Genomic DNA, 17,299 nt, shown 5'->3' with positions numbered 1-17,299 from the left:
AAACGTTCGCTTGCGCAGCTGCTCGCTGCGCTCGCCCGCGAACTGGAAAGTTCGCGTTACGGCACTATTTGCGCAAACACCTCGCGGCTAAGCGCCTGCGCTTGCTGAAAGGCCGCCTCGTCAATACCCAGCGGCTCGCCCTGCGCGGCCAGAAAGGCCAGCAGGTTTTCGGTGGCCAGGTTGCCGGTGAGCGTATCGGCGGCCATGGGGCAGCCGCCGATGCCTCCTAGGGCGCTGTCGAAGCGGCGGCAGCCGGCCCGGTGGGCGGCCTGCACGTTGGCGTACCAGGTGGTGGGCGTGGTGTGCAGGTGCGCCCCAAATTCCAGCTGCGGGAAGGCCGGGATTAATTCCTCGAACAAAGGCGCGATAAGCGCGGGCGTGGCCGCCCCGATGGTGTCGGACAGGGCCACGATACGCACGCCCAGCGCCGCTAATTCGGCCGTGAACTCGGCCACCAGCGCTGGGCTCCAAGGGTCGCCGTAGGGGTTGCCGAAGCCCATGGAGAGGTACACGACGAGCGTTTTGCCGCGGCGCTCGCAGAGGGCGTGCATGGCGGCCACATCGGCGCGGGCCTCAGCCAAGGTTTGGTTGGTATTGCGGCGCTGGAAGGTTTCGCTCACCGACAATGGAAACCCTAGGTAGCTGATTTCGGGATAAGTAACGGCCTGCTCGGCGCCGCGCAGGTTGGCCACGATGGCCAGCAGCTTGGTCGATGTCCGGCTCAGGTCGAGGCCGGCCAGCACCTCGGCCGTGTCGCGCAGCTGCGGAATGGCCTTGGGCGACACGAACGAGCCGAAATCGAGCACGTCGAAGCCCACCGCCAGCAGCTGCTGCAAGTAGGCCGTTTTGGTGGCCGTCGGGATGAACTCGACCAGGCCCTGCATGGCGTCGCGGGGGCACTCGGTAAGGACTAGGGAGGAGGTGGGCACGGGTGGGAAGCCAGGGGCGTAAGGAGCCGCAAAAGTAGGCCACGCCGCCGCGGCCGGCCGGGCCCGGCCGCCCCGAACTTGCCCGCCGCGGCGCGTGTTGGGAGGGCTATGCTTTTTTCGTTCTCTACCGCCCCCAGCCTACGTGGCCGGGCCGGCGGCCTGCTACTGGCTTTGCTGGTGGTTCTTAGTGGTTGCAGCACCTCGCAAACGCTGACCACGCTGTTCCAAAAAACTACTCCGCACGAAGATTACGCCCGCGCCCTCGACCGGGCCGGCCTGCGCGATGCCGCCCTAGGGCAGCGCTGGCAGGCCGCCGCCGACCAGGCCCTGCGCGACTCGCTGGTGGTAGCGCTGCCGGTGCTCGAAACCGGCTTTTTTCGCGCCGACCAGCCCACCGCCGCCAGCTACCGCTACCAGGTACTGGCCGGCGAGCAGGTGCACGTGCGCCTGAGCTTGCAGCCGGGCGTAGCGGTGTCCCGCGTGTTTGTCGATGCCTTTGCCCTGGAGGCCGGCCAGGCGCCCGCGCTGCTCAAGTGGGTCAGCACCGACACCACGGCCGGCACCCTCGACCTGCGCTACCGCATCGAGGCCAGCGGGCAGCACCTGCTGCGCGTGCAGGCCGAGCTGCTGGCGGCCGGGCGCTACACCCTGCGCCTGTGGCGCGAGCCCAGCCTGAGCAACTTTCCGGTGCGCGGGCGCGGCGACCAGGCCGTGGGCAGCTTCTGGGGCGCCGAGCGCGATGGCGGGGCCCGCCGCCACGAGGGCGTGGATATTTTTGCGCCGCGCGGCACGCCCGCCGTGGCCGCCGCGGCCGGCATTATTACTCGCGTGGATGATACTAAAATCGGGGGCCGCGTGGTGTGGCTGCGCGATGCCGCCACCGGCCAGCACCTCTACTACGCCCACCTCGACCGCCAGCTGGTGCAGGCCGGCCAGCAGGTGCGCCCCGGCGACACCCTAGGGCTGGTCGGCAACACCGGCAACGCCCGCACCACCGTGCCGCACCTGCACTTTGGCATCTACCAGAGCGGCCGCGGCGCCGTAGACCCCTGGCCCTACCTGCACCGCGCCGACCCAGTGCCAGCCGCCCTGCCCGCTGCGGCCGGCGAATACCTAGGCCAGTGGGTGCGCCCGCGCAGCGCCAAGCCCACTTACCTAAAGCTAGCCGGCGCTCGCGGCGAACTACTCACGGCCAGCACGCCCCTGCGCGTGCTGGGTCAGCAGCGCGAGCGCCTGCGCGTGGAGCTGCCCGATGGATGCCGCGGTTACGTGCCTACCCGCACGGTAGCCGTGGCCCGGCCCCTGCGCAAACTGCTGCTGCCCACCGAAATTGAGGTGCAAACGCAGCCCGCCGCCGTAGCGGCCGCCGTGGCTGCCTGGCCCGCCCGCACCCCCGTGGCGGTGCTGGGCCGCTCGGCGGGCTACGTGCTCGTGCGCGGCCCCGCCGGCCTAGAAGGCTGGGCCCGGATTTAATTTCGCGCCGTGAGCTTACTCATCGCGCGCCGTGCCCAATTACTTGTATTGTAAGTTGCCTAGGTTAAGCAAAACAACCCCAAATCCGCTCGTCCATGCGAGCCTGGCGAAGAAATTGCACCCGCGCGGCCGCCACGTCCAGTGCGATTACTTCACCAGACTCGGAAGAACAAGCGTTTGTTGTGCATTCAACCAGCATCTTAAAGTAGTCTTCGTATGAATTTAAAGATAAACCGCTTGCAGCACATCGGCCTGCCGGTAACCGACTTGCAAGCCTCCCAGGCCTTTTATGCAAAGCTGGGCTTCGAGCCCGCCATGCGTGCCGCCTTCGAGCATGAGGGCGGCCAGGGGCAGGTGGCGATGATGAAGCGCGGCGATATTATCATCGAGCTCTACCAAATGCCCGAGCCCGAGCTGAGCCGCGTGAAACAGCGCGCCGATGGGCACATCGACCACATCGCCTTCGACGTGGACGACATTGAGGAAACCTACGCGCTGTTGAAAAACGAAGGCTTTGCCATCATTGAGCCTCAGCCCATGTTCCTGAACTTTTGGGAGCGCGGCTGCCGGTATTTTAATATGCTGGGTCCCGATGGCGAGCGGCTGGAATTCTGCCAGATTTTGTGAGCGCTCGTTTTCAGCACTGATAACCAGCGGCTAAAAGCCGCGCCCTAGGTATCCGCCGGCCACCAAAAAGCCGGGTCGCCTTATCGATGCATCGATAAGGCGACCCGGCTTCTTCGTTCATCGCGCGGCCTAGGCTTAGTCGCTGAGGACTACCGCGCGGCCCAGCTGGCGCGAGTAGGCCAGGCGACGCTCATTGCCGGCGGCGCCGGGGTATTCGAAGCTGATGGCGGTTTGGTCGGCCCGCAGGGTGTCCCAGGCTTTGGCATCGAGGCCGGCGGGCCGGGCGGTGGTGCCCGATACGGTGAGGTTGGTGAAGTGGTCCTCGCTGAAGAAGCCATTCATGCGCCGCAAAATCATTATTTCTTGGTCGCGCACGGTCAGCATTTTGCTGCCCTGCGCCTCGGTGCCTTGCAGCAGGGCGCGGGCGGGCATCGTTTCGTGGCGCAGCGTATCGCCCTTTGGCGTGAGCACAATGAGGTGCAGGCGGCTGGTAAGGATGCGCGGCCCGCGCAGCTGCAACAAGAAGTTATCCTTGGTTTTGGGGTCGGAGAAGCTGTGGCTGGCCCGCACCGTGTTGAGCACCGTGCCCCCGCTCACGCGGCGACCGGCGCTAGTGGGCGGAATATAAACGCTGCGGGGGTCCTTGGTTGAAGTCGCTATTTCGCGCTCCGAATTCACGCAGGAAGTGCCCAGTTGGAGCAGACCCGCCACGGCAAGGATAGTAACAATCGACGATTTCATAGGTAGGAAGAAGGATAACAATAACCGCGCCGCCCAGGCCCCGCCACGAGCCGCCACGCCGGAATTATGTACGTAAAATGAATTAACCAAGGTTTTAAAACCAGCCGATTTCCAGGCCCACAACCCAGCGCGGCGGCTGCAGCGGCGCGCTGCCTTCTACCGGCCGCAGGGCCTCGCTGAGGCGGTAGCGGCCCACCAGCGCCAGCGGGCCGCTACCCAGGCGCAGGCCCACGCCGCCCAGCCAGCGCCCTAGGTAGGGCGGCTGGTGCCGGGTGGCTTCGAGGCGGCCCTGGGTGGGGGTTTCGTCGCTGGTGGTGTGGTTGGCCGCCAGGGCGGGGCCACCGTAGCCGAGCAGGTCGAGGTAGGTGCCCATCACGTTGCCCCGCGGGCGCAGGCCGGTGTTGAGCCGCAGGCCCAGCTCGCCCTGTAGCTGATGGTAGGTTAGGGTTTCGGTATCGTGCAGGGGCCCGAAGGGGGCCGCCTTAGGGCCCGCGTCCTGGGCCAGCGCGTAGCGCAGGTAGGCATAGCGCAGGTCGGCGGTGAGGGCCAGGTTGTCGGTGAAGCGGCGCTTGAGGCGGCCCCCGAGCTGCACTTCGGTCGAGCCTACGCCGTAGCGCAGCGGCAGGCCCGCGCTGCCACTCCCCGCTACCAGCCCGTAGCTGAGGTAAAAATGCCCGAAGTAGCGGCGATTGGGGCCCGTGCGGGGAGCCAGGGTATCGCGGGCCACTTCACTGTGCAGCAGCACTTGCTGGGCCCGGGCCACCGGCCCCAGCCCGCTCGCGCCCGCCAGCAACAGCCACGCGTACTTGTTTTTCATACAGAACAACTTACTGGAATTCGGAAAAGGAAGGGCGGGAGCTTGCTGAGCGGCAGAACGTTTAACCAACCCACAGCAGCTTCTAAATCGGTGTATAGGCGGCGGATGTAGAGACGTATCCTTGCGTCTCACGTCAGACGAGCTGAACAACGCAAGACGCAAAGATGCGTCTCTACACCTGCCTATTTACTGATGCCAAAACTGCTCTGGGATGAGTAGGATACTAAATATTCCGGCTAAGCTGCTACTCACAAGAGTCTGATTGTGACGCTGGCGGTTGCAGCCCGACCGTTATTTTTCGACATACTCGCCAGTATACCCCTGGTAATGAACGCGCAGCACGCTGCCGCTGCGCAGCAGGCGGCGCGGCAGCTGCAGCACCACCCGCTGGGCCACGGCGCGCACCTCGTAGCGGTGCAGCACGCCCCGGCGGTTGGACAGGTGCCAGTAGAGACGCGGGGGGTAGGCGGCCGGGGGCAGCGGGGCATTGTCGTCGGTGGTGGGCTTTTCCTGGCCCACGGGCGCCGCATCGGGGGGCGCGGCGGCAGAGGGGGCAAGGGTCTTGGCCGCGGACGCACCCGCAGCGGGACCTAGGGCCGCCAGCCAGGCTAGGCCCGCCTCGTCGGGGTCGGTGAGCAGGGGCAGCGGCCGGGCGGTGGGTAGCGTGGCGGCGGGCCGCAGCACCACCACCACCAGCGAGTCGTGGGCTACGAAATCAAACGTGGGCTCCTTGACCTTGGCCGCCGCGGGCGCCGTGAAATACTCGGCGCGCGGCTGGCCGTAGCCGTGGGCGTAGTCGTAGTACGGGTACAGCTCGGCCGAAGCCCGCACCTGCCGAAACACCTCCATGGCCCCCAGGCGGCGCTGCTGCTGCCACACGCAGGCGGCAAAGCCGGCCACCAGCGGCGCCGAAAACGAGGTGCCTTCCAGGCGCTCGTAGCCGCCGGGCGTGGTGGTGAGCACGATGCCAAAGGCCGACACGTCGGGCTTGAGGCGGCGGTCGGCGCTAGGGCCGGTCGAGCTGAAAGCCACGTGCAGGCCGGTGGCGGGGTCGAGGCCGCCCACAGCCAGCGCCGAGTCGGCATCGGCGGGCGTGCCGATGCGGCCCCAGTCGTCGTCGCCGTCGTTACCGGCCGCACTCACCACCAGCAGGCCCTTGCGGGCCGCGATATTGGCCGCCCGCCCGATGAGCGAGTGGCGGCCATCCATCCACTCGGGAAAATAGCGCTGCGCGGTGTAGGCCAACGACGAGCTGATGATGTCGGCGCCTTCGCGGTCGGCCCACTCGGCGGCTTTCAACCAGGCTTCTTCCTCGCCGATGCGCTCGCGGCCCAGGCTTTCGGTACGGGCCAGTAGGTAGGTGGCGTCGGGCGCCAGCCCCAGGGCCGGGCCGGGCGCCAAGCTATCGGCGGCCACTTCGGCGCGGCCGGGTAGGCGGCCGGCCAGGCAGCCTAGCACCTCGGTGCCGTGCGAGCCGCTGTGAAACACGTCGGGACGGTTTTTTAGGAAATCGTAGGTGGCCGCAATGCGCTTTTCGCGCCGCAGCGCCGCAAACGCGGGGTGGGTTGGCACGCCGTTGTAGCCCACATCAAACACCGCGATGCGCACGCCTCGGCCCGTGAGGCCCGCCCGCCCGAAGGCGGCTCGGCCCAGCACGGCCGTTTGCTGGCGCGCCAGCAGGTAGTCATTGGCACTGATTTCTTCCCGCCGGCCGGGCGGCGGGGTGGCGGCGGGCCGGGCGGCCAGCGCGGCGGGCGCGGCGGCCTCGGGCCAGCGCACCACGCGCCGCACGCCCGGCAGCTGCCGCAGCGCAGCGGCCTGAGCGGGCGTGGCCCGGCAAGCCGCAGCATTAAACCAGCGGCTAACGAGGGTAACGGTATCGCAGCCCGCCTGCACTCGCCCTAGGTAGTCGGGCCGCACGGGCAGGTCGGAGGCTTCGTAGGCAGGTAGGCCCTGGCGCTGCCGCCGCGCCTGCGCGGCCGGGCTGAAGTACGTGGCCGGGTCGAAGGCCACGCCCGCCTTGTCGGCAAAGCTGACCCAGTAGCGCCCGGGCGCCGGAGGGCTGGGCGCGGGGCCCACCGCCCGCGCCGCCAGGGCCAGCGGCAGCAGGCTCAGCCACCCTATTAGCGGCCAGTAGCCGCTCACTCTTATTCGCATAGCTCTAGAAGAGATGTGTCAACGGCCCCGCGAGACCAGGGAGCCGAGGCCGCCGGGGCAAAAGTACCCCGCCGCCGCGCTCCTAGGTGCACCCGGCCCCGCCTGGTAACCCCTCGCGCGGTCGCATCGTTTGTAAGCCTCGACCTTAGCCGACTGGCTAAGGCTGCTTTTTTTTGCTTTTTGCGTATGTTTAAGCTTCCCGCTTTCGCCCCGGCCACGGTGCTGGCCGCCTCGCTCCTCGTTTTGCCCGGCTGCAATAAAAAGGAAATTGCCCTCTTGCAGCAGCAAAACGCCGACCTCACCAAGTCGCGCGACCAGCTTCAACTCGAAAAATCGGCGTTGCAGCAAGATAAGACCCGCAGCGAGGCCAGCCTCAACAACAGCCTGCTGAACAAGGACCAACAGGTAACCCAGCTCAACCAGGCCCTAGGTACCACCGAGCAGGACCTGGCCGGCAAGAATGCCCGCATCGCCGAGATGCAGCGCATCTTGGATGAGAAAGACGCTGCCACCAAGGCGCTGCGCCAGAAGGTGAGCGACGCGCTGCTGGGCTTCAACTCCAATGACCTGCAAGTGAACGTGAAGAACGGCAAGGTCTACGTGTCGCTCTCCGAGCAATTACTTTTCAAATCGGGCTCGACCAAAGTAGACCCCGCCGGCCAGGATGCCCTGCTGAAGCTGGCCAACGCCCTCACCGGCAACAAGGATATCAACGTGCTCATCGAGGGCCACACCGACAATGTACCCATCAAAGGCACGGTGAACGGTGCCAAGGACAACTGGGACCTGAGCGTGCTGCGCGCCACTGAAATCACGCGCCTGCTCACCTCCGCCGGCATCGCGCCTGAGCAAATCACCGCCTCCGGCAAAGGCCAGTTCCTGCCCGTAGCCGCCAACGACACGCCCCGAAACAAGGCCCTCAACCGCCGCACCGACATCATCCTAACGCCCAAGCTCGACGAGCTCTTCTCCATCCTAAACACCCAATAAATCGCAGATTTAACGGATGGCGCAGATACGCCCGCCTGCGGCGGGCTGACGATGCGAACGCAGAGCAGCCTTCGGCTAGCTTGTAGAGAGAGCCGGCGCAGCCGCTAAAGAGAGCCGGCGCAGCCGCTCCTGCGTTCGCATCGTCAGCCCGCCGCAGGCGGGCGTATCTGCGCCATCCGTTAAATCTGCGATTTATTGGAGGTTGTACTTGGCTAGGAGGTAGATGAGGGCGGCCATGCTGGCGCCGCCTAGCTCTAGTTCGCGGCGGTTTACTTTGTCGAAGGTGTCGGCGGCGGTGTGGTGCAGGTCGAAGTAGCGCTGCGAGTCGCAGTCGTAGCCGAAGAGGGCGGTGGGGTGCACGGCGGCTACTAGCGGCTCGATATCGGTGCCCGAATGGCCGGGCGTTAGCTTATCGGCGTGATAGGGCGCCAGCAACGGGGCCCAGGCGGCCACTTTTTTGAATACGGCGGGGGTTGACTCCACGTTGAAGCCGCGGGGCGTGAAGCCGCCGCCGTCGCTCTCGATGGCGGCCACGTGGGTTTCGTTGTTCTGCTTGGCCAGGTCGGCGTACTTGTTGCCGCCGCGGGTGCCGTTCTCCTCATTCATAAAAAGCACGGCGCGCACCGTGCGCTCGGGACGCAGGCCGGCGGCCTTGAGCAGGCGCACGGCTTCGATGCTTTGCACGATGCCGGTGCCATCGTCGTGGGCGCCCTGGGCGAGGTCCCACGAGTCGAGGTGGCCGCCCACGGTGATGAACTGGTCGGGATATTTGGAGCCGCGCACCTCCCCCACCACGTTGTAGCTGGTCACGTCGGGCAGGGTCTGGCAGCTCATTTCCAGCTCAAACTGCAAGCTGGGGTCAGCCTTCAAGAGCTGGCTGAGTTGGTCAGCGGCCATCGTGCTGAGGGCGGCGCCGGGCACCTTGGTGGGCGTGTCGCCGTAGGCGGTGGCGCCGGTGTGGGGGTAGTTGTCGTGGGCGCTGGTGAGCGAGCGCACCAGGGCGCCCACGGCGCCGCGGCGGCCGGCCTCGGCGGGGCCGCTGCGGCGCTGGTCGCCGGCGCCGCCGTAGGCCGCGCCGGGCTCGATGAGGGCATCGTCGAAGGGCCGGTTGAAGAAGATGAACTTGCCCCGCACGGCCGCGTCGGGCAGGGCTTTGAACTCGGCTAGGCTTTTGACTTCTACCACGCCGGCGCGCAGCTTACCGCCGGTGCCCACCGAGCCCCCCAGGGCGCACACGGCGACGCTGATGCGCTTGCCTTTGTTGCCCACGATTTCGCCTTTCTCCTTGGCGCCGCGCACCCAGTGCGGCACCTGGCACTCCTGCAAGTACACTTTATCGAAGCAGCCGGCCTTTTCCATGGTCAGCTTGCCCCAGGCTACGGCCTGCGCCGCTTGGGGCGAGCCCGCCAGGCGCCCACCGATTTTTTCGCAGAGATAGCGCAGGTTTTCGTAGCTCTGGCCGCGCAGCAAGGCCTCGTCGTAGATTTTGCGCAGGGTCAGCGAGTCGGTTTTAAAAGAGGCAGGCGCCGTTTGGGCCTGGGCGGTGGTAAGGCCGCCCGCCAGCAGGCCAGCTAGCAGTAGGGAGGAAAGTAGACGCATAAGGAAAAATAAGGCGGCAGAAAACGCAGTCGGCCAAAAGTACCAGGCTAGTGGCTTTTATTCCTACTGTTTCTGGCCATCGCGCCATAAACCGCGCTCGCGCAGCATCCGGGCTACCGGCGAGGCGGGACGCAGCAGGGGCAGCAGCTCGGGGTAGGACAGGTAGACCTCGACCGGGCCGGCGGGCCCATAGGATACCTCCCCCGGCTCATAGAGCAGAACAAGGCCTTGGCTAGTAAAGCCGACCCCGCTTCGGGGCAGCGCCACGATGGTCGAATCGCCCGGCTGCCAGTAAAAATCTGGCCGGCCCTGGGCTTCCAGGTTGGTATCCTGGTTGTTGACCAGGTGCCGGCTCACCAGCTGCTCAAGCAAGCGCAGCGAGTCGGCTTCGGGGCGCAGTAGCTCGGCCAGGGTTAGCCAGCGGCCGGCGCGCAGGTCGTAGAGGCGCGCCCGGTCCTCCGCGTGGGGGCGGCTGCCGTTGTACTCGTTCACGTACTCCCCCTCTTTGATGGCCAGCAGGCCATACGCGTTGAATGACTGCCCGATGCTTCGGGCGGCATCGGCACAGTCGAGCTGGCGGGCGGCGGCCCGCGTGCGGGCGCGGCGGCGAGCGGGTGGCGGGCATTGCAGGCGGCGCAGGGCCGGGCGCAGGGTGTCGGGGCCCAGCAGGTGCAGAAATTCCTGGGTCAGTTCGGCAAAGGGCCGCCAGGCGGCGTATTCCCTATACTCGGGCGAGCAGGCGGGGCCGCGGGCGGCGTGGGTCAGGGTTTCGTAGCGCACGGCGTCCTGGTAGTCTTCGCGTAGCGCGAAGGGCAGGCGGCGGCCGGCCCGGCTCGTCCAGGTGCCCGAGAGCACGGGGCCCAGCGGCTGGGTGGCCTGCCAGGTGCCGGTGGGGTCTTCGAGCAGGTGCAGCGGCTGGCCGGGCCGGTAGGGCGCGGGCGCCTTAAGCACAAGGTCGCCGCCGGTCCGCCGCTCGTAGAAGTACTTGCCTTCGCAGCGCAGGCCCTTAGAACCAAAGTTCTGGCTGGCATCAACCAGCAGCTCCAGGATAACGGGCTGGGTGCCCACCGTGCCCCGGTAGCGGTGGTAGCCCACGAAGGATGGGGCCGCAACTACCGCGGCAACTGGCCGGGCGGGCAGAGCCGCCACTCGTTTTTGGGCCGTTGCTACCTCCGCTTTGGGGGTGGTGTTTGGCTGGCAGCCGCTCAGCGCCAGAAGCCCCGCGATAACCCGGCCGGCGAGCGGCACCAGGTGGTTTTTACAGAATTTACTACTCACAAAAGCAGCAACTTTACTACATTTTATTGGCACTCGCGGCCTGCGGGGCAGCGCCGTAGCGGCTCATTACCAGGCGGGCCGGCTGGCCCTGGCGCAGCTTCACTTTGAAGAGGTAGTTGTATTCCTCGTCGCGGATTTCGCCGGGCAGCGGGGCCACGCCTAGGGCCGTCAGCAACGGCAGCAGCGTGTTGGAGTGGCCCACTACCACCACCGTTTTACCCCCAAACTCCTGGCTGAGGCGGGCGGACAGCGCAGCCTGGTTTTTAGCATCATATACCTCGAGCGTGCGGCCAGTGGCCTGGGCCAGCGGAGCCAGGGTGGCGCGGGTGCGGCGCGTGTCGGTGGTGAACAGGGCGGCCGGGTGGTGCTTGGCCAGCAGGCGGGCCAGCTGCTGGGCGCGGGCCTCGCCGGCGGGCGTCAGGGGCGGGTCAGCGAGGCCGGGCGTGAGGTCTTTTTCGGCGTGGCGCACCAGGTAAATGGTGGTGGGCGGGCCGGCCAGCGCCGGCTGCCAGGCGCCGAGCAACAGGAAGCCCAGGAGCACGCTCAATAGTTTCGTTTTCATTCGCTTGCAGTTGGTTGCGTAAGAGAAGCCGGTAGATTATTACCTAGGTACGCAATCGGCCTATGGGTAGCTGCAAATAAGTATCTTCATCAAACCAACAGCCAATCTTCATCTTTCCCTTAACGCAGCGTGCCGTATGTTGTGGTACCTTAACCTTTCACCCTCCCCGATACCATGCACGTTCTGCTAGTTGAAGACGAAAAAAGCCTGCACCAGGAGGTGCGGCAGTTTCTACAGCAAGCCCAGTACCTGGTCGATTCGGCCTACACCTTCACCGAAGCCTCGGAGAAGCTGTACGTCAATTCCTACGACTTCGTACTGCTCGACCTAGGCCTGCCCGGCGGCGATGGCCTGGAGCTGCTGCGCGAGTCGCGCCGCAACGAAAAGCAGGAGGCGTCCTTCATTATTTTGACTGCGCGCGGCGACCTCGACGACCGCATCAAGGGCCTCGACCTCGGGGCCGACGACTACCTGCCCAAGCCCTTCTCGCTGCTCGAGCTCACGAGCCGCATGCAGGCCATCACGCGCCGCAAGTTTGGCCTGAAGCGCTCAGAAATCACTTTCGGCGACGGCTTCGTGATGGACGTGACCGCCCGCACCGTGCGCCACGGCGCGCCCGACTCGCCCGAGGTGCCGCTCACCAAGAAGGAATTTGACCTGCTGCATTACTTGCTGCTGCACAAGAGCCGGGTGCTCACGCGCTTGCAGCTCGGCGAGCACCTGTGGGGCAACGTGCTAGAAGACGACTCAGACTCGAACTACATCGACGTGCACATCAAAAACGTGCGCAAAAAGCTGGCCCAGTTCGGCTCGGCCGACTTCATCGAAACCGTGCGCGGCATCGGCTACCGGGCGGTGTAATACCTAGGGTAGCTAACGATAAGCAACCAGAAAAATATCCGTCATGCTGAGCGCAGCGCAGCGGAGCCGAAGCATCTTGGTAGGTCGCGTTTGGGTTAGTAACCCACTAAAGCGAGCAAGATGCTTCAGCTCCGCTGCGCTGCGCTCAGCATGACGGTTTTATTTTAGCCTTTTATTCCTTCTGCTAGATGAGACTTGAAACTAAGCTGGGCCTCTTCAACGGCCTCTCCAAGCTGCTGCTGGTGGTGCTGGGGGTGCTCCTGATTCCGCCCGTGGTGCAGCGGGTGGCGGTGCTGCACACCGACGAGCGCCTGCGCGAGAAGAAGAGCGAGGTGCTGAGCCTCATTGCCCGCGATGGCCTGGCCACGTTTCTGCGCGAAGAGCACGACGAAACGTACGCTGACTATAATATTCTCAAGCAGGAATACATCACCATCACGCCCCTAGGGCCGGGCAGCGCGGTGGGTGCGGCCACGGAGCGCATTTTTGAGGAGCCCCGGCAGGTGGGCAAGGAGGTGGAGGACTTCCGCATTCTGAGCTGCGCGGCTCCGCTCGGCGGCGCGGCGGGCGAAAACTCGTCCCGCCGCTACCGCCTCGAAATCGGCTCGTCGCTGGGCACTGTGGAGCTGCTGACCGACACCCTGCGTAGCCTCGCGCTGTGGGTGCTGGTGGCGGGTGCGGCGCTCACCGTGTTTACCGACGCTGCCTTTGCCCACTACTTGCTGCGGCCGCTGCGCGAGCTCATTTCGCGCAAGCTGCGGGGCATCCGGCAACCGGGCGAGTTCTCGTTTGAGCGCCTGCACACCGACACCACCGACTTTCGGCGGCTCGACGACTCGCTCTCGGCCCTCATGCGGCAGCTGCAAACCTCCTTTGAGAAAGAGCGCGAGTTTATGAGCAACGTGAGCCACGAGCTGCTCACGCCCACCAGCATCCTGCAATCGCGTTTCGAGAACATGCTGCAAGACCCTACCCTGCCCGAGCCCCACGCCCGCCAGATAGTGGAAAGCCAGCGCACGCTCTACCGCCTGCGCAACACCGTGCGCACGCTGCTGCTCATCGCCAACATCGAAAACGACCAGTACCTGCGCGATGCCAGCGTGAGCCTGCGCCAAACCGTAGCCGACGTGACCGAGGAGCTCGACGACCGCCGCCAGCAGCGCGAAATATCGCTGCACATCGACCTTACCCCCGACTACGTGGTGCCCCAGGCCAACGCCACGCTCCTGCACACGCTGCTGCGCAACCTACTCAGCAACGCCATCAAATACAACCACGAGGGCGGCCAGATACGGGTGCTGGGCCGCCCGCGCCCCAGCGGCGGCTACGAGTTGCGCGTGGAAGACCAGGGCCCCGGCATCGCGCCCGACAACGTGCCGCTGCTCTTCGACCGCTTCCGGCGCTTCCACGCCACCGGCCCCAAGGCACCCGAGGGCTACGGCCTGGGCCTGCCCATCGCGCAAACTATTGCGCAGTTTCACCACGCCGAGCTCCGGGCCGAGTCGGAACTAGGTAAGGGCACGGCATTCGTGGTGGATTTTGCGGGGTAAGGAAAGCAGCTTGACAGTAATACTTTGATACAAAGCACGAATAATATCACTTCACACTTGCCTTAATTTCGTTAAGGCCTTTTGTAAGATAATGTTCTCCATCATGCCAAAGGGTTTGGCCTTTTGTAATCCAGGAGAAGCCAAATGCCTCTAGTGCGATAGCTTCCAGAATAAAAGTAACAGGAATAGTAGGGAATGGTTTTTTAACAAAATTAATAATTAACAAAAGCATCATAAGCAGTATTACCCAACCACAAATCTTATAAACTGTATTTCTTTTTGCTTTAGAAGTCTTCTTCCCATCATAACTAATAAGATGCGCCTGATTGGTTTTCGGGAAATAAATAAGTGAGATAAGCGCGATGCATAAGAAGAAAGTTGCTGCCAACACGACATGCCTTTCTATCCCAAACCACTCGGGCACTTGTTTATAAATTTTATGAATACTCATAGAATTTCCTTCCTCCGTAGCAGTTGGGCTAAAAGCAACTCCGATGCTACAAATAGCTGCCAGAATTGTTAATGCCCTTTCAGCCACGCTATAACCGTTATAGGTCAAAAGAAATACCCCTAGTACACTTAGCAATACCACAAAAACATCTCCGTTTGTAGTGTAGTAATATTCACTAATTGATGATTCAATAAATTTATCATTACTACCTCTTGCTGTGGTCAATATTAAGATAATTAGCAATAGCATTCCACTGAAGCCAATGAAATTTCTTAGAGTTAGATAAGAAACTACCAGCTCATTATCCAGCTCCTTTTTTACATCAAGCAGCTTACTAGGTAATGCCTTTTTCATTTTCTGGATTTTGATTAGGATGCAAACACAATGCTCTCCCAAGCTAACGCTCTACCTTGACCTAACGATAGCTGCAAGCGAACCAGCCCGGCCAATAGTAAGCGACTTGCCTTCACACATTGGAGAGAGAAACGGGAATGCAAATATAATATATAATTTTTTATATATTACAAGACTATCACACAAAATCTTTAATAAGACCTATACCGGCAACGTCAGCGTGAGCTCGGTAAACTCCCCTTCCTCGCTGGCCAGCGCAAACGTGCCGCCGTGGCCCTTCGTGATGATGTCGTAGCTCAGCGACAGCCCGAGGCCGGTACCTTCGCCCGTGGGCTTGGTAGTAAAAAAGGGCTGCAACACCTTTTGCCGGATGGCTTCGGGGATACCGGTGCCATTGTCGCGAATCCGGATTTTAACCTGCCCCGCCTCGTGTTGAGTATGCACTTGCACCTCGGGGTGGTAATCGGAATTAGTGCTGCGCGCCTTTTGCTGCACGGCGTAGAAAGCGTTGGTGAACACGTTGAGCAGCACGCGGCTAAGGTCCTGCGGCACGGCGGGTACCAGCCCTAGGTGCGGGTCGAGGTGCAGCGTGAGCCTAGCTTCGAAGGCCTTGTCCTTGGCGCGGGCGCTGTGGTAGGCGAGCTTGCCGTATTCCTCGATGAGGGCGTTGAGGTCGGTGGGCACTTTCTGGCCGGTGCTGGTGCGGGCGTGCTCCAGCATCCCCTTCACGATGGTGGACGCGCGGTGGCCGTGCTGGTTGATGCGCAGCAGGTTCTGGTGCACGTCGGCCAGCAATTCATCTTCTAATACGGGGTCGGGAGCGGGCTGGCGGCGGTGCGCCAGCAGCTCGTCGAGCAGCTCAGTGCTCACTTCCGAGAAATTATTGACGAAGTTGAGCGGGTTCTGAATCTCGTGGGCGATACCGGCCGTGAGCTCGCCCAGGCTCGCCATTTTTTCGGATTGAATGAGTTGGCTCTGGGCCGTTTTGAGGTCAGCCAGCGCCACTTGCAGGGCATCTTTCTGCTCCTCCAGCTGCACGTTGGCCCGGCGCTTGGCGCGGTTGTTCCAGCTCAGAATAATGGCCAGCAGCGCCAGCAGCCCCGCGCACACGCACAGCGCCACCATAAATTGCTCCTGCCCACGGGCCGCCTGCGCGCGCAGCAGCCGCTCCTTATTGAGGCGCTGAATCTGGGTTTCTTTCTTGAGCAGATTTTGGCGGTACTCCAGCGCGGCCAAGCGGCGGGTGGTGGCTTCGGCGGTGAGGCTGTCCTTGTAAGCTGTGTATTGCAGGAAATACTGGTAGGCTTTGGCGTAGTCGCCCTCCTTAGCAAAGGCCGTACTCAGGGCCTGGCTTTTATCGCGCAGTTGGCGGCGGGCCGCCAGCTGGCGCACTACCTGCGGCGAGCTGTGGCGGCCCGCCAGCAGGGTATCGAGCCACTTGTCGCTGCCGCTAAAACGGGGCAGCACCAGCCGCCCTAGGGGCACGCCGGGCACGGCCGGCAGCGTGGGCGCCGTGCCGAAGGCCGCCGCCAGGCTCCGCACCCGGCGCCGCTCGCCCGCGCCTAAAAAGTTATCTTCTACGTCTTTAGATGCCGCGCCTTTGAAGGCGGCGCTGGTGTTCATGGCATCGCCCAGGGCCTGGAGCAGCGGCGCAAATTCTTCCTGGCTGGCGAGCCCCGGGGCCTGGCGCACCAAGTCGCCCTGCACCCGGCTCACCTGCCCTAGGGTCCAGCCGGCGTCGGCCACGTCGCGCAGGTGGCTGGCCAGCTGGGTGGCTTCTTGCAGCCGGGCCACGGCGGCGGCGCGCTGCGTGGGCAGCTGCGCGGCGGCCTGGCGGCTGAGGACTACTATTTGCACGGGCAGGTAGTTGGCGCGCCGGGCCTGGGCCAGCACCGAGTCGAGGGCGTCGGGCTGGGCGTGGGGCAATACTTTTTTCAGGCGGTCGATTTCCGTGCTCTGGCGGTCGGAGGCGCCGCGCGTCAGCAGGGTTTTGCCCTCCTGCTTGAGCTCAACGCTGCCACTGACGGTAGTGGCTTTGAGCAGCGCCCCGCCCTGCCCGAGGGTAGCCGCTACTTCTTTATCCTCGCCGGTGGGCGTGGTGGGCACGCTGCTGGCGATGCTACCCGAGGTGGTACCTAGGCGCACCTGGGCTGAGTAGCTGGCCGGCACCTGCCACCGCACGTTGCCGTTGGTGGTGCGCACGTCGAGGCCCTCGCCCTCCCACTGGCTGCCGCTGAGGTTGATATAGAGGTTGCCGCTGGTGATGCTGCCCGTGACCTGGCCGCCTAGGTTGCTGAGCGTGGCGTTGCCGCTGCCGCCTCGAAACTCGATGCGGGCCTGCATGTTTTCGAGCCGAATGTTACCGTTGGCCGACGTGACGACGAGCGCCGTTTGGCGGGGCACGAATACTTCGTAGCGTACCAAGCACTCGAACGCGGCGACAGCGTCGCGAGGCAGCGTGGCGCGCAGGACGTTGCCGGCCGCCGTTATCACCACGTCCTGCACCCGCGCCTGGGCTTGTTCGGCGGTGCGGCCGCCGCTCTGCACCAGCACTTTAATGCGTACCTCGGAGCCCGCCCAGCCGTGCACGGTGGTGCCGCCATTGGCCCCGTCGATGAGTAGCGACTGCCCCACGGGCGCGGGCATGGTTAGGTCGCGCACTTCGCAAAACTGCTGTTTATCGCGCCCCACCCGCGACCCCGGCCGGCAAACCAGCGAAAACGCCGGCCCGGCCGGAGCTTGCGCGGCTCCCAAAAAACCCACGCCTTCCAGCAAAAGCGCGGCCAGTAGAACTCTGAACAGGGATGCTCGCATAACGTCGCCGAAAGCCGCGCCGCTGCCAAAGTGCGCGGGCCGACAAAGGAATTACCGGCCGGGCTTTTAATCGTTACGGGCGCGCAGTTATTTTAG

General features: G+C 64.1%; 14 protein-coding genes. 5 read left to right on the top strand and 9 right to left on the bottom strand.

Features of this window, described 5'->3' with window-relative positions; all coding sequences use genetic code 11:
* Positions 1–56 precede the first annotated feature (56 nt).
* On the bottom strand, positions 57–884 hold the full coding sequence (locus ACFSDX_RS23690) for a hydroxymethylglutaryl-CoA lyase (protein WP_382318230.1): 828 nt from the start codon (positions 882–884) through the stop codon (positions 57–59).
* A gap of 153 nt (positions 885–1,037) precedes the next feature.
* Between ACFSDX_RS23690 and ACFSDX_RS23685 the strand changes: the two genes are divergently transcribed.
* Entirely contained in the window at positions 1,038–2,402 is a 1,365-nt protein-coding gene (locus tag ACFSDX_RS23685; protein ID WP_382318158.1) for a peptidoglycan DD-metalloendopeptidase family protein, read from the top strand.
* A 216-nt stretch (positions 2,403–2,618) separates the two neighbouring features.
* Complete coding sequence (locus ACFSDX_RS23680) at positions 2,619–3,029, top strand: VOC family protein (protein ID WP_382318155.1); 411 nt, start codon at positions 2,619–2,621, stop codon at positions 3,027–3,029.
* A 135-nt stretch (positions 3,030–3,164) separates the two neighbouring features.
* Here the strand turns inward: ACFSDX_RS23680 and ACFSDX_RS23675 are convergent, their stop codons facing one another.
* The 3 genes from ACFSDX_RS23675 to ACFSDX_RS23665 all read right to left on the bottom strand — a co-directional run bounded on the left by ACFSDX_RS23675 (position 3,165) and on the right by ACFSDX_RS23665 (position 6,744).
* Positions 3,165–3,770 (bottom strand): hypothetical protein, encoded by a 606-nt coding sequence (locus ACFSDX_RS23675; RefSeq protein WP_382318153.1) that lies wholly within the window; start codon positions 3,768–3,770, stop codon positions 3,165–3,167.
* A 94-nt stretch (positions 3,771–3,864) separates the two neighbouring features.
* The gene (locus tag ACFSDX_RS23670; RefSeq protein WP_382318151.1) at positions 3,865–4,587 is read right to left on the bottom strand and encodes a hypothetical protein; all 723 of its coding nucleotides are present in this window, start codon (positions 4,585–4,587) and stop codon (positions 3,865–3,867) included.
* 291 nt (positions 4,588–4,878) lie between these two features.
* A complete protein-coding gene (locus tag ACFSDX_RS23665; protein WP_382318149.1) occupies positions 4,879–6,744 on the bottom strand; it encodes a S8 family serine peptidase in 1,866 nt (621 codons plus the stop codon).
* A gap of 186 nt (positions 6,745–6,930) precedes the next feature.
* Between ACFSDX_RS23665 and ACFSDX_RS23660 the strand changes: the two genes are divergently transcribed.
* Positions 6,931–7,734 carry an OmpA family protein gene (locus ACFSDX_RS23660; RefSeq protein WP_382318147.1) on the top strand — a complete coding sequence of 268 codons (804 nt, stop codon included), beginning with the start codon at positions 6,931–6,933 and terminating at the stop codon, positions 7,732–7,734.
* A gap of 192 nt (positions 7,735–7,926) precedes the next feature.
* Here the strand turns inward: ACFSDX_RS23660 and ACFSDX_RS23655 are convergent, their stop codons facing one another.
* From ACFSDX_RS23655 to ACFSDX_RS23645, 3 genes are all read right to left on the bottom strand, one after another.
* The gene (locus tag ACFSDX_RS23655) at positions 7,927–9,333 is read right to left on the bottom strand and encodes a M20/M25/M40 family metallo-hydrolase (protein ID WP_382318146.1); all 1,407 of its coding nucleotides are present in this window, start codon (positions 9,331–9,333) and stop codon (positions 7,927–7,929) included.
* 63 nt (positions 9,334–9,396) lie between these two features.
* Positions 9,397–10,611 carry a hypothetical protein gene (locus ACFSDX_RS23650; RefSeq protein WP_382318144.1) on the bottom strand — a complete coding sequence of 405 codons (1,215 nt, stop codon included), beginning with the start codon at positions 10,609–10,611 and terminating at the stop codon, positions 9,397–9,399.
* 16 nt (positions 10,612–10,627) lie between these two features.
* On the bottom strand, positions 10,628–11,173 hold the full coding sequence (locus tag ACFSDX_RS23645; protein WP_382318142.1) for a histidine phosphatase family protein: 546 nt from the start codon (positions 11,171–11,173) through the stop codon (positions 10,628–10,630).
* 174 nt (positions 11,174–11,347) lie between these two features.
* On the opposite strand from ACFSDX_RS23645, the gene ACFSDX_RS23640 reads away from it, so the two are divergent.
* Together ACFSDX_RS23640 and ACFSDX_RS23635 are read left to right on the top strand one after the other, a co-directional pair.
* A complete protein-coding gene (locus ACFSDX_RS23640) occupies positions 11,348–12,034 on the top strand; it encodes a response regulator transcription factor (protein WP_382318140.1) in 687 nt (228 codons plus the stop codon).
* A gap of 188 nt (positions 12,035–12,222) precedes the next feature.
* Entirely contained in the window at positions 12,223–13,584 is a 1,362-nt protein-coding gene (locus ACFSDX_RS23635; protein WP_382318138.1) for a sensor histidine kinase, read from the top strand.
* 46 nt (positions 13,585–13,630) lie between these two features.
* Here the strand turns inward: ACFSDX_RS23635 and ACFSDX_RS23630 are convergent, their stop codons facing one another.
* A complete protein-coding gene (locus tag ACFSDX_RS23630; protein WP_382318136.1) occupies positions 13,631–14,389 on the bottom strand; it encodes a hypothetical protein in 759 nt (252 codons plus the stop codon).
* A gap of 201 nt (positions 14,390–14,590) precedes the next feature.
* A complete protein-coding gene (locus ACFSDX_RS23625) occupies positions 14,591–17,203 on the bottom strand; it encodes an ATP-binding protein (RefSeq protein WP_382318134.1) in 2,613 nt (870 codons plus the stop codon).
* Positions 17,204–17,299: the final 96 nt, after the last annotated feature.

The organism is Hymenobacter bucti (genome assembly GCF_042681145.1).
Taxonomy (GTDB): Bacteria; Bacteroidota; Bacteroidia; order Cytophagales; family Hymenobacteraceae; genus Hymenobacter; species Hymenobacter bucti.
The sequence above is the reverse complement of the archived record's forward strand: the minus strand, read 5'-3'. Positions and strand labels throughout refer to the sequence as shown.